The 15,120-nt window shown below is 65.0% G+C and carries 12 protein-coding genes and 1 pseudogene; 12 read left to right on the forward strand and 1 reads right to left on the reverse strand.

All coding sequences use genetic code 11. The features are described 5' to 3' along the window. Window positions 1-9 precede the first annotated feature (9 nt). From OKW30_RS16835 to OKW30_RS16860, 6 genes and pseudogenes are all read left to right on the forward strand, one after another. The gene (locus tag OKW30_RS16835; protein ID WP_184068626.1) at window positions 10-1,329 is read left to right on the forward strand and encodes a DUF3108 domain-containing protein; all 1,320 of its coding nucleotides are present in this window, start codon (window positions 10-12) and stop codon (window positions 1,327-1,329) included. Window positions 1,330-1,479: 150 nt separating this feature from the next. Beyond that, entirely contained in the window at window positions 1,480-2,268 is a 789-nt protein-coding gene (locus OKW30_RS16840; RefSeq protein WP_184068629.1) for an alpha/beta fold hydrolase, read from the forward strand. A 118-nt stretch (window positions 2,269-2,386) separates the two neighbouring features. Then, window positions 2,387-2,644 carry a BTH_I0359 family protein gene (locus OKW30_RS16845; protein ID WP_062125693.1) on the forward strand — a complete coding sequence of 86 codons (258 nt, stop codon included), beginning with the start codon at window positions 2,387-2,389 and terminating at the stop codon, window positions 2,642-2,644. A 293-nt stretch (window positions 2,645-2,937) separates the two neighbouring features. Further along, entirely contained in the window at window positions 2,938-4,008 is a 1,071-nt protein-coding gene (locus OKW30_RS16850; RefSeq protein WP_090802800.1) for a homocysteine S-methyltransferase family protein, read from the forward strand. Window positions 4,009-4,075: 67 nt separating this feature from the next. Then, window positions 4,076-6,805: pseudogene (metH, locus tag OKW30_RS16855) on the forward strand (methionine synthase); the annotation flags it as partial. 189 nt (window positions 6,806-6,994) lie between these two features. Next, window positions 6,995-7,192 carry a hypothetical protein gene (locus OKW30_RS16860; protein WP_018419250.1) on the forward strand — a complete coding sequence of 66 codons (198 nt, stop codon included), beginning with the start codon at window positions 6,995-6,997 and terminating at the stop codon, window positions 7,190-7,192. A 131-nt stretch (window positions 7,193-7,323) separates the two neighbouring features. On the opposite strand, the gene OKW30_RS16865 is transcribed toward OKW30_RS16860, so the two are convergent. Next, window positions 7,324-7,650, reverse strand: a complete 327-nt coding sequence (locus OKW30_RS16865) for a DUF1840 domain-containing protein (protein WP_018419249.1) — start codon at window positions 7,648-7,650, stop codon at window positions 7,324-7,326. A 459-nt stretch (window positions 7,651-8,109) separates the two neighbouring features. Here OKW30_RS16865 and argS point away from each other — a divergent pair, with 459 nt between their 5' ends. The 6 genes from argS to OKW30_RS16895 all read left to right on the forward strand — a co-directional run bounded on the left by argS (window position 8,110) and on the right by OKW30_RS16895 (window position 15,077). Then, window positions 8,110-9,900, forward strand: coding sequence for an arginine--tRNA ligase (gene argS / locus OKW30_RS16870; RefSeq protein WP_090802794.1), 1,791 nt, complete (start codon window positions 8,110-8,112; stop codon window positions 9,898-9,900). Between the two features lie 79 nt (window positions 9,901-9,979). Next, window positions 9,980-10,783 (forward strand): SPOR domain-containing protein, encoded by an 804-nt coding sequence (locus OKW30_RS16875; protein WP_429347141.1) that lies wholly within the window; start codon window positions 9,980-9,982, stop codon window positions 10,781-10,783. Window positions 10,784-10,959: 176 nt separating this feature from the next. Further along, window positions 10,960-11,598 (forward strand): thiol:disulfide interchange protein DsbA/DsbL, encoded by a 639-nt coding sequence (locus OKW30_RS16880; protein WP_090802791.1) that lies wholly within the window; start codon window positions 10,960-10,962, stop codon window positions 11,596-11,598. Between the two features lie 15 nt (window positions 11,599-11,613). Beyond that, window positions 11,614-12,387 (forward strand): SDR family oxidoreductase, encoded by a 774-nt coding sequence (locus OKW30_RS16885; protein WP_184068644.1) that lies wholly within the window; start codon window positions 11,614-11,616, stop codon window positions 12,385-12,387. A 3-nt stretch (window positions 12,388-12,390) separates the two neighbouring features. Beyond that, window positions 12,391-13,209 (forward strand): helical backbone metal receptor, encoded by an 819-nt coding sequence (locus tag OKW30_RS16890; RefSeq protein WP_429347142.1) that lies wholly within the window; start codon window positions 12,391-12,393, stop codon window positions 13,207-13,209. Window positions 13,210-13,490: 281 nt separating this feature from the next. Next, window positions 13,491-15,077, forward strand: coding sequence for an ABC transporter substrate-binding protein (locus OKW30_RS16895; protein WP_429347143.1), 1,587 nt, complete (start codon window positions 13,491-13,493; stop codon window positions 15,075-15,077). Window positions 15,078-15,120: the final 43 nt, after the last annotated feature.

Below are 15,120 nucleotides of genomic sequence, written 5' to 3' on the forward strand. Positions count from 1 at the left end.
CAAGCGCCGATGGATTTTGCTTCCGCCAACCGCCGTCATGATCGCCTGCCCGCTTTTGGTAGCGGGCCGGGACGCGGCGCGCGCGCGTGGCGCTGGATCGCCGTCCTCGCGGCCGTCGCGGTTGTGCACTGGATCGCGGCGCAATGGTTCGAGCGCAATCGCGTGGATCTGAATCCGGCGAATCGCGAGCATGTGCCGGTGCAGGTCGTGCTGCTGACGCCCGAAAGGGTCGAGCGTCAACCCGCGCCACAGCCCGCCGTGCCGGCACCGCATCCGCCCGCGCCTGCACGCAAGCCCGCGGCGAGGCCGCCGCGCGAGCAGCATGTGATGACCGCGTTGCAACCGGCCAAACCGGACGAGCCCGCGGCCACGCCGGCATCGGAGGTGGCGGCTAGCGCGCCACCCGCCATCGCGAACGCGAATGCATCGGCCCATGCGAATGCCAGTGGCGCCGTCGCGAGCGCCCCTGCCGCGGCCAGCGCGCCGCAAGCGTCGCAGGGTGTGAAGTTTTCGGTACCGCCGTCGGCCGAACTCGACTACGACACGTTCTACAACGGCGTGCGCAACGCGCCCGGCACGATCCATTGGGCGAGCGACGGGCAGGGCTACGAAATGGTCGTATCAGTGCCGCTGCCGTTCGTCGGTCCGTTCGTGTTTTCGAGCCACGGCGGCATCGATGCCTTTGGCCTCGCGCCGGCGCAGTACAGCGAAAAGCGTGGCCGTCGCGCCGAAGACATCGCGATCTTCAATCGCAATGACAAGAAGGTTGGCTTTACGCGCACGCCCGCCTCGTTGCCGTTGCCCGACGGCGCGCAGGATCGCTTCAGTGTCGTGATGCAGCTCGCGAGCCTCGTGCGCGGCGATCCTGACGCCTATAAGCCTGGCGTGACGCGACAGTTTTTCGTCGTCGATACCGATAGCGGGGAGAATTGGCCGATCGAGACGATCGGCGACGAAACGATCCGCGCCGCGCAAGGCTATCTGGAGACGCGTCACTTCAAACGTCTGCCGCGCCACGATGGCGACCAGCGCCGCGTCGATGTGTGGCTCGCCCCGTCCCTTGGCTGGCTGCCGGCGCGCATCCTGCAGACGGAGCCGAACGGTACCCAGTTCGAACTGGTGTGGCGCGGCAAGCTGAATGTCGATGGCACGTCGCCGGATGACCGCGGCAATGGTGGCGCGCCGGCCACGCCTGCTGCACCCGCGGCTTCCGCTGCCACGGGCCCTGCAACGCCAGCGCCAGCACCGGCCGACGCATCGGCAGTAACACCCGAGGCCGCCCCATCTGCACCGGTCGATTCGACCGCTCCGACCATCATCAAACCGTGACACTTTTCGTGACACAGTGTCACGAGCAAATCCGCACGAGATCGGCGAAACTTCCTTTGCAACGCTGACTCGCACGTCAATGGAGCCTCGTTCGCGCGAACGAGGCGACCCACCGCGCTTTTTCACTGCGTTTCCTTCAGAGGAGTCCACATGCAAGTGAACATCAACGGTATCGACACACGCTACGTGCTGAGCAACGAAGGCGGCGGCCCGTGGCTCACGTTCATCCATCAGTTGGGCGGCGATCTTTCCATCTGGGATCAGATGGCAGGCTATTTCCGCGACGATTACACGGTGCTGCGCTACGACGTGCGCGGCCACGGCCACAGCGCAGTTGCGCGCGAGCCGTTCGCCATGCACGATCTGGCCGACGATCTCGCCAAACTGCTCGATGCCCTCGGCGCGCGGACGACGCACCTGGTCGGCCTGTCGCTCGGCGGCATGATTGCGCAGCAGTTCGCGCTCGACCATCCATCGCGCATCGACACGCTGACGATTGCCGACAGCACCGGCGGCACTCCGCCCGAGAACCGTGAGTTGTGGAATCAGCGCGCCCACACCGCGCGCAGCGACGGCATGGAGGCGCTGTTACCGTCGACGATCGCGCGTTGGCTCACGCCCGACTTTCAGGCCGGCCATCCCGAAGCGGTCGAGCCGATCCGTGAGACATTTGCGCGCACCTCGCCGGAAGGTTTTGCGATGGCCTGCGAGGCACTGCGCGATTTCGACCTTCGCGGCCAGCACGGCGCAATCCGCTCGCCGACGCTGACGGTGGCCGGACGTCACGACACTGGCACGCCCCCTGCTGCTACGCAGGCAATAGCGGAGGCGATCGAGGGCGCCCGCTTCGAGTTGCTGGACGCCGCGCATCTCGCGCCAATCGAGCAATCACAGCGTTTTGCCGCCTTGCTTGAATCGTTTCTGGAGCGGCGAGTCTAACCGTCAGGTCCGGAGTTTTTACTTGCGTCGTCCGGACCCACCCCTTGAATTCCATCCCACATGCTCCACCTACGGTGCAGAAAAGGGCAGGAGCCCAACGGAAATAAGGAGTGTCGCCATGCAAATGATCTATAACAGCCCTAACTACTGTGTCGTCGAGTTTCCTCCGCAGGAAGGTCTGCTTGCCATGAAGTCGGGCGGCTACGAGATTGTCGACAAGAACATGCAGCGCGAAATCTACATCGACGGGGCAATGGCGGCGCGTTTTCGCGAGCATGTGCAAAAGCTGATCGAAGGCGAGCCGACGCTCGACGAGGTTGATGAATTCCTCGGTCAATTCGACAGTCTGATGCATCAACCGGTGGTCCTGCATTGACCGGAGGTGTTCAGCTGGCGCTCTGGCGACATCGATCGACCGCACCGCGCGGCTTTGGCGGCGGGTTCCATCAAGCGGTCGGCGGCAGCGAAACGGCCCGGCAGGCTTTGGCTTGCCGGGCCGTTTTTTATTGCATCGTTTGTTAGCGCGTTTCTGAATTCCCGGCGCGGCGCGTTCGTATCGGTCGATTTTGCCGGCCGCGCCTCGCACTCTCCTCCGCGGCGGGCGCATCCGCCCGGCTGCGGCTACAATGACAGGCTTTCCGCCAACGCCGGCGCAAGCCCTCGTCCGCCATGACCCAGCCTGCTCAATCCATCACGCCAGTCCGTTCGGAGCCCGCCTACACCCGCGGCGCAGCGCTGCCCGCGCTGCTGAACTCGCGCATCCTGATTCTGGACGGCGCGATGGGCACGATGATCCAGCGCTACAAGCTCGACGAAGCCAGCTATCGCGGCGAGCGCTTCAAGGACTACGCGCGCGACATCAAGGGCAACAACGAACTGCTGTCGATCACCCAGCCGCAGATCATCGCCGAGATTCACGAGCAGTATCTCGCGGCGGGCGCGGACATCATCGAGACCAACACGTTCGGCGCGACCACGGTCGCGCAGGCCGACTACGGCATGGAATCGCTCGCCGTCGAGATGAACATCGAATCGGCGAAGCTCGCGCGCGCCGCGTGCGACAAATACGCAACGCCGGACAAGCCGCGCTTCGTCGCCGGCGCGATCGGCCCGACGCCGAAAACCGCCAGCATTTCGCCGGACGTCAACGATCCGGGCGCGCGCAACGTGACCTTCGACGAACTGCGCGCCGCGTACTACGAGCAGGCGAAAGCGCTGCTCGACGGCGGCGCGGACCTGTTCCTCGTCGAAACGATCTTCGACACGCTGAATGCGAAGGCCGCACTGTTCGCGCTCGACGAGCTGTTCGAAAACACCGGCGAGCGTCTGCCGATCATGATCTCGGGCACCGTCACCGATGCGTCGGGCCGCATTCTGTCGGGCCAGACCGTCGAGGCCTTCTGGAACTCGCTGCGTCACGCGAAGCCGCTCACGTTCGGCCTGAACTGCGCGCTCGGCGCGGCGCTGATGCGCCCGTACATCGCCGAGCTCGCGAAGCTGTGCGACACCTACGTGTCGTGCTATCCGAACGCCGGCCTGCCGAACCCGATGAGCGACACCGGCTTCGACGAATTGCCCGCGGATACCTCTGGCCTGCTGAAGGAATTCGCCGAAGCGGGGCTCGTGAACATCGCGGGCGGCTGCTGCGGCACGACGCCCGAGCACATCGCGGCGATCGCGAAGGCGCTCGCCGAGTTGAAGCCGCGCAAGTGGCCGAGCCAGTATCGCGACGCGGCCTGAGCCCGCCGAAACACTTCGCCCCGACGTCCTGCACGTCCTGCACGTCCCTTAACGCACGCACCCGACTCGCACACACGCCATGACCGATCACACCATGCGCCTTGCCGGCCTCGAGCCGTTCAACGTCACGTCCGGGACGCTCTTCATCAACGTTGGCGAACGCACCAATGTGACCGGCTCGAAAGCGTTCGCGCGAATGATCCTGAACAATCAGTTCGACGAAGCATTGGCCGTCGCACGCCACCAGGTCGAGAACGGCGCGCAGGTAATCGACATCAACATGGACGAGGCGATGCTCGATTCGAAAGCGGCAATGGTCCGCTTCATGAATCTGATCGCGTCGGAGCCGGACATCGCGCGCGTGCCGATCATGATCGACTCGTCGAAGTGGGACGTGATCGAGGCGGGTCTCAAGTGCGTGCAGGGCAAGGCGATCGTCAACTCGATCTCGCTGAAGGAAGGCAAGGAAGCGTTCGTTCATCATGCAAAGCTGATTCGCCGCTATGGCGCGGCTGCGGTCGTGATGGCGTTCGACGAACAGGGCCAGGCCGATACGTTCCAGCGCAAGACCGGGATTTGCAAGCGCTCGTACGACGTGCTCGTCACCGAAGTCGGCTTTCCGCCCGAGGACATCATCTTCGATCCGAACATCTTTGCGATCGCGACCGGCATCGAGGAACACAACAACTATGCGGTCGACTTCATCGAGGCGACCCGCTGGATCAAGCAGAACCTGCCGTACGCGAAGGTGAGCGGCGGCGTGTCGAACGTGTCGTTCTCGTTCCGCGGCAACGATCCGGTGCGCGAGGCGATTCACACCGTGTTCCTCTATCACGCGATCCAGGCGGGGATGGACATGGGCATCGTCAACGCGGGCCAGCTCGGCGTGTATGCCGAACTCGATCCCGAACTGCGCGAGCTCGTCGAAGACGTCGTGCTGAATCGCCGTCAAGACGGCACCGACCGCCTGCTCGAAATCGCCGACAAGTTCAAAAGCGGCGCCGCGAAGAAGGAAGAGAACCTCGAGTGGCGCAAGCAGCCGGTCGAGAAGCGTCTCGCGCATGCGCTCGTGAGCGGCATCACCACGTTCATCGTCGAAGACACCGAGGAAGTGCGCGCGAAGATCGCCGCTGCAGGCGGCCGTCCGATCAACGTGATCGAAGGTCCGCTGATGGACGGCATGAACATCGTCGGCGACCTGTTCGGCCAGGGCAAGATGTTCCTGCCGCAGGTCGTGAAGTCGGCGCGCGTAATGAAGCAGGCGGTCGCGCATCTGATCCCGTTCATCGAGGAAGAAAAGCGCCAGCTCGCGGCGGCCGGCGACGACGTGCGCGCCAAGGGCAAGATCGTCATCGCGACCGTGAAGGGCGACGTGCACGACATCGGCAAGAACATCGTGTCGGTCGTGCTCCAGTGCAACAACTTCGAAGTGGTCAACATGGGCGTGATGGTCCCGTGCAGCGAGATCCTCGCGAAGGCGAAGGTCGAGGGCGCGGACATCATCGGGCTGTCGGGCCTGATTACGCCGAGTCTCGAAGAAATGGCCTACGTCGCATCGGAAATGCAGCGCGACGACTACTTTCGCGTCAAGAAGATTCCGCTCCTGATCGGCGGCGCGACGACCTCGCGTGTGCACACGGCGGTGAAGATCTCTCCGCACTACGACGGGCCGGTGGTCTACGTCCCGGACGCGTCGCGCTCGGTATCGGTCGCCTCGAGCCTGCTGTCCGACGAGGGCGCCGCGAAGTACATCGACGAACTGAACGCCGACTACAACCGCATCCGCGATCAGCATGCGAACAAAAAAGCACAGCCGATGGTCACGCTCGCGCAAGCGCGCGCCAATAAGACGAAGATCGACTGGGCAGGCTATCAGCCGGTCAAGCCGAAGTTCATCGGCCGGCGCGTGTTCAAGAACTTCGATCTGAACGAGCTCGCGAACTATATCGACTGGGGTCCGTTCTTCCAGACGTGGGATCTCGCCGGCCCATATCCGGCGATTCTCAATGACGAGATCGTCGGCGAATCGGCGCGGCGCGTGTTCTCCGACGGCAAGTCGATGCTCGCGCGCCTGATTCAGGGCCGCTGGCTGCAGGCCAACGGCGTGATCACGCTGTTGCCGGCCAACACGGTGAACGACGACGACATCGAAATCTACACGGACGAATCGCGCAGCGAAGTCGCGCTGACGTGGCGCAATCTGCGTCAACAGAGCGTGCGGCCGGTGGTCGACGGGGTGATGCGGCCGAACCGCTCGCTGGCCGACTTCATCGCGCCGAAGGACTCGGGCGTCGCCGACTACATCGGCATGTTCGCGGTGACGGCGGGCCTTGGCGTCGACGTGAAGGAGAAGCAGTTCGAGAAGGATCTCGACGACTACAGCGCGATCATGCTGAAGGCGCTCGCGGACCGGCTCGCCGAAGCATTCGCCGAAGCGTTGCACGCGCGCGTGCGGCGCGACCTGTGGGGCTACGCGAACAGCGAAAACCTCTCCAGCGACGAGCTGATCGCCGAAAAATACCGCGGCATCCGCCCGGCGCCAGGCTATCCGGCCTGCCCCGACCACCTCGTCAAGCGCGACATGTTCGACGTGCTGCAGGCGAACGAAATCAACATGAGCCTGACCGAATCGCTGGCGATGCTGCCGGCGGCGAGCGTGTCGGGCTTCTACCTCGCGCATCCGGACAGCACCTATTTCTCGGTCGGCAAGATCGGCGCGGATCAGCTCGACGACTACGCGCAGCGGATGTCGCTCACGAGAGCGGACGCCGAGCGCGCGTTGGCGCCGTTGCTTTGAGCGTGAAGCGATACGTGGCCGGGCCGTGCGGCCCGAGCCGCGCGTGCGCGACTATATCGAGTCCGAAAGACAGAATATTTGGCGCCACGGCAATTTCGGCTTTGTAGACTGAGTCGGCTTTCATCCCGTCAGGCGCGAGCACAACGCGCCGGCTCACCGAAATTGCAACCGTCAACGGAGAAAAATCGTATGAAGAAGCTGACACTGTTATTGACCGCTGTTTCGCTGGCCGCGGGCGCTTCCGTGGCGCTCGCACAACCCGCCGCGCCGGGCGGATCGAGCGCGGTCAGCTCCTACTCGCCCCCCACCGAGGCGCATGTCAAAAAGGCGAAGAAGCAAAAGATGAAGAAAGGCGCGGCAGCGTCGGCGGCCCCCGCGAGCCAGTGAGCGGCGAGGCGGACAAGCCCTCTGAATGACAAAGAGCCCGCGTCAAGCGGGCTCCTTTCTTTGAGTGCGCCCCAAAAGCGCTTATGAAGGCCTTCTGAGACCGGGCCGCGGCGCTCGGGACCCAGCAGAAATCAAAGCCCCCAGACGATATCCGCGTTTTCCTTCTGCGCCGCGCGCAGCATGTCGAGGAACGGATACGCGCGCTGCGCGAGACCGGGCGGAATCTCGTGACGATCGCGGCCGTCTTCGCCCTCGTGGAAATGGCCCTCGTGCTCGGCGCGCTCCTGCTTGTCGGAGGTGATCGCCGCTTCGAGCTTCTCGATGGCCGGGCCCAGTTCGTCGTGAGTAATGACGCCCCGCTGCCCAAGGCGTTTGCCGACAATGCCGACCAGATACTGCGCCAGATTCTCCAGCATCATCACGTCCGGGCAGGCGTGGCACTTGAAAGTAATCAGCATGACTGTTCCCTTTTTCGTTATGTCGGGTTAACGCATGAGCGTCCCAAGGGCTGCAACAGCGTGCGCCTGACGTGGCGCCGGCAAGGCGCGGCGGCCCCAGCCCCTCGTGGGCAACTCATTGAACATATTAGCACCTGCTAAAATCCGTCTGAACGGAAAAGCGCGCCGCCCAGCGCCACGTATGGCAAGGCTCGACGAGCATCGCACACGTGGGCCAAGCGGGGGCGTCGAGCCATCGGCCGCGATCCGCATGCCGCGCGAGCCTGCGTGCCGGCGGGCCGCCGAGCGGAGTCCACCGCGTTGCGCTGCTTGCGTCTCGTCGCATCGCCTGGGGGGACAGTCTGCCGGCGGCGCAGCCATCGGCGCCGCAAAGCGCTGCCGCGTTCAACGCTTGCGACACCGGCCTCGGCCGGCGCCTCTTCCGCCTTACCGGATTGCCTCACTGGACTCGCAACAAGCATGCTGCCCGCACATAAACACACACTCGAAACACTGCTCGCCGAGACGGTGAAGCAGGTCGCGACTGCCACCCAAGGCGCGACGGAAGCCGCCTTCGTCTCGCCCGCCATCGCGCTGGAGCGCCCGAAAGTCGCCGCGCACGGCGACGTCGCGTGCAACGTCGCGATGCAGCTCGCCAAGCCGCTGCGCGCCAATCCGCGCCAGCTCGCGCAACAGATCGTCGATGCGCTGCTCGTCAATCCGCAGGCCAAAGGCCTGATCGACACCGCCGAAGTGGCGGGCCCCGGCTTCATCAACCTGCGGCTCACGGCCGCAGCCAAGCAAGGCGTGATCGCCGCCGTGTTCGCCGAGAAGGACGCGTACGGCCGCTCACGGCGCGACGCCGGCAAGCACGTGCTGATCGAGTTCGTGTCGGCCAACCCCACCGGCCCCCTGCACGTCGGCCACGGCCGCCAGGCCGCGCTCGGCGACGCGCTCGCGAACGTGCTCGCGTCGCAGGGCTGGGACGTGCACCGCGAGTTCTACTACAACGACGCCGGCGTGCAGATCCACACGCTCGCCCTGTCGACCCAGGCACGCGCACGCGGCCTCGCCCCCGGCGACGAAGGCTGGCCCGCGTCGGCCTATAACGGCGAGTACATCGCCGACATCGCGAAAGACTATCTGAACGGCATCACGGTCGAGGCGAGCGACGGCGAGCCCGTCACCGGCGCGCGCGACGTCGAGGACCTCGAGGCGATCCGCCGCTTCGCGGTCACGTATCTGCGTCGCGAGCAGGACATGGACCTGCAGGCGTTCGGCGTGAAGTTCGACCAGTACTACCTGGAATCGTCGCTGTACACGGAAGGCCGCGTCGAGAAAACGGTCGACGCGCTGATCGCCGCGGGCAAGACCTACGAGCAGGAAGGTGCGCTGTGGCTGCGCACCACCGACGACGGCGACGACAAAGACCGCGTGATGCGCAAGACCGACGGCACCTACACGTACTTCGTGCCGGACGTCGCCTATCACGTCGCGAAGTGGGAGCGCGGCTTCACCAAGGTCATCAACGTGCAGGGCTCGGATCACCACGGTACGATCGCGCGCGTGCGCGCAGGTCTGCAGGGTCTCGGCATCGGCATTCCGAAGGGCTACCCCGACTACATCCTGCACAAGATGGTCACGGTCATGCGCAACGGCGAAGAGGTGAAGATCTCGAAGCGCGCGGGCAGCTACGTGACAGTGCGCGACCTGATCGAATGGTCGGGCGGCGCGACGCCGGGCTCGGAAGCGGCCGTCGATCTGATCGACGAGGAAACCATTCGCCGCGGCCGCGACGCGGTGCGCTTTTTCCTGATCTCGCGCAAGGCGGACACCGAGTTCGTGTTCGACATCGACCTCGCGCTGAAGCAGAACGACGAGAATCCGGTGCACTACGTGCAGTATGCGCACGCGCGCATCTGCTCGGTGATCGCCGAGTGCAACGCGCGCTACGGCCTCGACGAGAACGCGCTCGCAAGCGTGGATTTCGCGCCGCTGACAAGCGAGCGCTCGATGGCGCTGCTCAACAAGCTCGCCGAATTCCCGGACATGCTGCAGCACGCCGCCGACGAACTCGCGCCGCACGCGGTCGCCTTCTACTTGCGCGAACTCGCCGGCGAATTTCACTCGTTCTACAATGACCGTGCCGAGCGCGTGCTGGTCGACGACGCGGCCGAACGCAACGCTCGCGTCGCGCTGCTCGCGGCCACGCGCCAGGTGCTGGCCAACGGTCTCGCGACGATCGGCGTCTCCGCTCCCGTCAAGATGTAACTCCTCCAGCGTAATATGCGCGCGGCCGTCGTTATAATCGGCGGCCGTTCCTGGATTCTTTTTGCAGGTGATTCGTACGATGGCAAAACCACGCCGCACAACAAAGCAATCGAAGCAAACCGGGGGCACTTTTCTCGGCATCGTGCTGGGCCTGATCGTCGGCCTGGCGATCGCGGTAGTGGTGGCGCTGTATATCACCCGTGCACCTACGCCGTTCGTGTCGAAGGTCGCGCCGCCAGCGGCGACCGACAACGGTGCGAGCCAGGCGCAATACGATCCGAACCGTCCGCTGCAAGGCAAGACGCCGGGCCAGCCGGTGCCGCAGGCCGCGCAACCGGCTCCGCCGAACACCGCGCCGGGCCAGACCAACGCCCAGACCCAGTCGGGCATGCTCGAAGAACCGCAGATCGTCGAAGTGCCGCCGTCGGGCGGCAACGCGAATAACAACGGCACGGCGGTCGCGCCGAATCCCGCGCAGGAGAACGGCACCGGCGGCATCGTCGCGCCGGCGCCGGCGAAGAAGCCGCAGACCTCGAGCGCGCCGGCCGCCACCGCGGCAGGCTCCGTGCCTAAGAGCACGAGCGCGACCACGGCCGCCAACGCCAAGCCGGGCCCGGCCGCCGCTCCGGCGCCGGGCGAGGCGAACACCGGCTATTTCCTGCAGGTCGGCGCGTACAAGACCTCCGCCGATGCCGAACAGCAGCGCGCGCGCCTCGCGTTCCAGGGCTTCGAATCGAAGGTCACGCAGCGCGATGCCGGCGGCGTCACGTACTACCGCGTGCGCATCGGGCCGTTCTCGAAGTTCGAGGACATGAATTCGAGTCGTCAGCGTCTGTCGGACGCGGGTGTCGATACCGCGGTGATCCGCTTCACCAAACAATAAACAAACGGTAATGCCGGCCCGCACGGCGCGTCGAACCATCGGCGCGGCGCGCGGGTCACAAGCACGATGGCCGCTTCGACCTGTATTGTGGCGGGCGGCCACACCGAATCCGACCAGCGGCGACGGGCTCTTAGCATGGCGTCGCCGCGCTACCGCCTTATCTGGGTCTACACAACATGAAAAAGCTGCTGAGCATCCTGTTTCTCTCGCTAGGCCTGATCGCGGCCAGCGCGCATGCGTCGCCGACCGCGCCGGTTGCCGGCAAGGACTACACCGTGCTGGCCTCGCCGCAACCGACCGACGTGCCGGCCGGCAAGATCGAAGTCATCGAATTCTTCTGGTACGGCTGCCCGCATTGCAATGAATTCGACCCGTTCCTCGAAGCCTGGGTCAAGAAGCAGGGCCCGGACGTCGTGTTCCGCCGCGTGCCGGTCGCCTTCCGCGACGACTTCATCCCGCACTCGAAGATGTACCACGCGCTCGACGCGCTCGGCGTCGCGAACGAACTGACGCCGAAGGTGTTCAACGAAATCCATGTCAACAAGAACTATCTGCTGACGCCGGAAGACCAGAGCAAATACCTCGCGACGCTCGGCGTCGATCCGAAGAAGTACATGGAAGCGTACAACTCGTTCTCGACGCAAAGCGCGCTGCAGAAGGACAAGAAGCTGCTCGACGACTACAAGATCGACGGCGTGCCGACGCTCGCCGTGCAGGGCAAGTATGAAACCGGCCCGGCCGCGACCGGCACCCTGCCGGGCACGATCCAGGTGCTCGACTACCTCGTCTCGCAAGTCCGCGCCAAGAAGATGTAATCACGAGGCGCCGGTATGACCTCTCCGCTGAAGGTTTTCATTACCGGCGCTTCGAGCGGCATCGGCCTCGCGCTCGCCGGCGAATACGCACGGCGCGGCGCGATTCTCGGCCTCGTCGCCCGCCGCGGCGACGCGCTCGCCGCGTTCCAGCGGTCCCATCCCCAGAACACCGTCTCGATCTATGCAGTCGACGTGCGCGACGCGGAAGCGCTCGCCGATGCGGCCGCGCGCTTCATCGCCGCGCACGGCCTGCCGGACGTCGTGATCGCCAACGCCGGCATCAGCCGCGGCGCGCTGACGGGTCACGGCGATCTGCGCACGTTCCGCGAGGTGATGGACATCAATTACTTCGGCATGGTCGCGACGTTCGAGCCATTTGCCGCCGCGATGGCCGCATCGAAGCGCGGCACGCTGGTCGGCATTGCGAGCGTCGCGGGCGTGCGCGGCTTGCCCGGTTCGGGCGCGTACAGCGCGTCGAAATCGGCGGCCCTGAAGTATCTCGAGGCGTTGCGCGTCGAGATGCGGCCGTTCGGCGTCGGGGTCGTCACGATCGCGCCCGGCTATATCCGCACGCCGATGACCGAGCACAATCCGTACAACATGCCGTTCCTGATGGACCCCGACCGTTTCGCGACGAAGGTCGCGCGGGCAGTCGAACGGCAGACGTCGTTCGCGGTGTTTCCGTGGCAGATGCGCGTGGCCGCGTTGCTGCTGCATGTGCTGCCGCGCTGGCTCTACGACCGCGTGTTCGAACGCGCGCCGCGCAAGCCGCGCGCCGCCACCGAGTAAGCCATGCAGTCCCGTGCGGTCGATGCAGCCGGCGTCGCGCACGAATCCGCGGGCACCGACGCGCGCATCGTGTCGCTGGTGCCGAGCCTCACCGAAACGCTGTTCGCGCTCGGCCTCGAACGGCAGATCGTCGGGCGCACCGGCTTTTGCGTGCATCCGCGCGACAAGGTCCGGGCGGTGCCGAAGGTCGGCGGCACGAAGGCCGTCAAACTGGACGCGATCCGCGCGCTGCGCCCCACCCATCTGATCGTCAATGTCGACGAGAACGAACGCGACACCGTCGAGCAATTGCGCGCGTTCGTGCCGCACATCGTCGTCACCCATCCGCAGACGCCGCACGACAACCTCGCGCTGTTCGCGCTGCTCGGCGCGATCTTCGGGCGTGAAGAAGAAGCGCGGCGCTTGAGCAACTCGCTCGAAGCGCGTCTGCGCGAGGCCGGCGCTCACGCCTTCGCCGCGCAGAACGTGATGTACCTGATCTGGCGCGAACCGTGGATGAGCGTCGCACGCGACACCTACATCGCCGCGATGCTGCGCCTCGTGAACTGGCATACGCTGCCCGACGTGCGCGGCGGCAGCGCGGGCGCCGCGCGTTACCCCACGCTCGACTTCGACGACGCGCCGTGGCTCGCGCAGGTCGAGCGCGTGCTGCTGTCGAGCGAGCCGTACCGCTTCACGGCCGCGCATCGCGATGCGCTCGCGCGCGATCCGCGTCTCACCGGCAAGCGCATCGATCTGATCGATGGGGAAATGACGTCGTGGTACGGCGTGCGCGCAATAAGTGGCATCGGCTACCTGCTGCGTCAGGCCGCCGCAGCGTGAGGCGGCAGCATGGCCGCGCCGCCCCCATATGGATATGTCGATTAAATTGTTGTCGCCAAAATGGCCCTTCGATAAGCTTTCGCGAAGGCGCGCCGCCGGCCAGGCCTCGAAGGCCGGTCCCCAAGCCTCAGGCCGGGATCGCCCGACCTGTACGACGGCGCCGGGAACGTATCACAATCGTGGCGACGCGCGCGCCGGGACCGCTGACCTGCCCGCTCACGCATCGCCGCCATAAACACAACCAGACGCACTGCCTGACTGCGCTCGTTACCGGAGATCCTATGCGCTTCAAACTGCTCGCAGCCGCCATCCTGCTCACTGCGCCCGCGCTCGTGCTCGCCAAACCGTTGACCGTCTGTACCGAATCGAGCCCCGACGGCTTCGACGTCGTGCAGTTCAATTCGCTCGTCACGACGAATGCATCGGCCGACGTGATCTTCAACTCGCTAGTGTCGTTCGACGAAGCCGCGAAGAAGGTCGTGCCCGCGCTCGCCGACAAGTGGGAAGTGAGCCCCGACGGCCTGACGTACACGTTCCACCTGCGCCCCAACGTGCAGTTCCAAACCACCGACTACTTCAAGCCCACCCGCGCGCTCAATGCCGACGACGTGATCTTCACGTTCGACCGCATGCTCAACGACAGCAATCCGTGGCACAAGGTGGCGGGCGCGAGCGGCTTCCCGCATGCGCAATCGATGGGGCTGCCGAAGCTGATCAAGTCGATTACCAAGGTCGACGACAACACGGTCAAGTTCGAGCTGAACGAGCCGAACGCGACGTTCCTGTCGATCCTGACGATGGGCTTCGCGTCGATCTATTCGGCCGAGTACGCGGACCAGTTGCTGAAGGCCGGCAAGCAGGTCGATCTGAATGCGAAGCCGATTGGCACCGGCCCGTTCGTGCTGAAAAGCTATACGAAAGACGCGGTGATCCGTTATGACGCGAACCCGACCTACTGGGGACCGAAGCCGAAGATCGAGCGCCTGATCTACGCGATCACGCCGGACGCGACCGTGCGCGCGCAGAAGGTGAAGGCTGGCGAATGCGAGATCGCGCTGTCGCCGAAGCCGCAGGATCTCGCCGACGCGAAGAACGACAAGTCGCTCGCGATCGTGCAGACGCCCGCGTTCATGACGGCCTTCGTCGCGCTGAACACGCAGCAGAAGCCACTTGAAAACCAGAAGGTGCGCGCCGCGCTGAACATGGCGTTCGACCGCACGACATATCTGAAGACCGTGTTCGACAACACCGCGACGCCGGCCGTGAACCCGTTTCCGCCGAATACGTGGAGCTACAACCATTCGATCAAGGGCTGGCCGTACGACCCGGCGAAGGCGAAGAAGCTGCTCGCCGACGCGGGCTATCCGAACGGTTTTGAAACGACGATCTGGGTGCGTCCGAATGGCAGCGTGCTCAATCCGAATCCGAAGGCCGGTGCCGAACTGCTGCAGGCCGACTTCGCGAAGATCGGCGTGAAGGCGGACGTAAAGGTGATCGAATGGGGCGAGCTGATCAAGCAGGCGAAGCAGGGTCAGCATGACACGCTGTTCATGGGCTGGGCCGGCGACAACGGCGATCCGGACAACTATCTGTCGCCGCTCTTCAGTTGCAACGCGGTGAAGTCGGGCATCAACTTCGCGCGCTTCTGCGATCAGGACCTCGACAAGCTGATCGCCGACGGCAGAGCGACGTCCGATATCGCCAAGCGCACGAAAGCGTATGAAGCCGCGCAGCAGATCATCCACGACGAAGCGCTGTGGATTCCGCTCGGCTATCCGACCGCTGCCGCGATCACGCGCATGAACGTGAGCGGGTATCACGTGAGTCCGTTTGGTCGGCAGAATTTTGGGGCGGTGGTGGTGCAGTGATTCTGCGCTGCGGTTGACGCAGCCGGCCGCGCAAGAAAGCCCG

This window comes from Paraburkholderia sp. Clong3 (genome assembly GCF_050436485.1).
Classification (GTDB): domain Bacteria; phylum Pseudomonadota; class Gammaproteobacteria; order Burkholderiales; family Burkholderiaceae; genus Paraburkholderia; species Paraburkholderia tuberum.

Excerpts from the sequence above, each read along its gene's own strand:
- OKW30_RS16835 (WP_184068626.1), top strand. The coding sequence starts at position 10 with ATGGATTTTGCTTCCGCCAACCGCCGTCATGATCGCCTGCCCGCTTTT.
- OKW30_RS16840 (WP_184068629.1), top strand. The coding sequence starts at position 1,480 with ATGCAAGTGAACATCAACGGTATCGACACACGCTACGTGCTGAGCAAC.
- OKW30_RS16845 (WP_062125693.1), top strand. The coding sequence starts at position 2,387 with ATGCAAATGATCTATAACAGCCCTAACTACTGTGTCGTCGAGTTTCCT.
- OKW30_RS16850 (WP_090802800.1), top strand. The coding sequence starts at position 2,938 with ATGACCCAGCCTGCTCAATCCATCACGCCAGTCCGTTCGGAGCCCGCC.
- OKW30_RS16860 (WP_018419250.1), top strand. The coding sequence starts at position 6,995 with ATGAAGAAGCTGACACTGTTATTGACCGCTGTTTCGCTGGCCGCGGGC.
- OKW30_RS16865 (WP_018419249.1), bottom strand. The coding sequence starts at position 7,650 with ATGCTGATTACTTTCAAGTGCCACGCCTGCCCGGACGTGATGATGCTG.
- argS (WP_090802794.1), top strand. The coding sequence starts at position 8,110 with ATGCTGCCCGCACATAAACACACACTCGAAACACTGCTCGCCGAGACG.
- OKW30_RS16875 (WP_429347141.1), top strand. The coding sequence starts at position 9,980 with ATGGCAAAACCACGCCGCACAACAAAGCAATCGAAGCAAACCGGGGGC.
- OKW30_RS16880 (WP_090802791.1), top strand. The coding sequence starts at position 10,960 with ATGAAAAAGCTGCTGAGCATCCTGTTTCTCTCGCTAGGCCTGATCGCG.
- OKW30_RS16885 (WP_184068644.1), top strand. The coding sequence starts at position 11,614 with ATGACCTCTCCGCTGAAGGTTTTCATTACCGGCGCTTCGAGCGGCATC.
- OKW30_RS16890 (WP_429347142.1), top strand. The coding sequence starts at position 12,391 with ATGCAGTCCCGTGCGGTCGATGCAGCCGGCGTCGCGCACGAATCCGCG.
- OKW30_RS16895 (WP_429347143.1), top strand. The coding sequence starts at position 13,491 with ATGCGCTTCAAACTGCTCGCAGCCGCCATCCTGCTCACTGCGCCCGCG.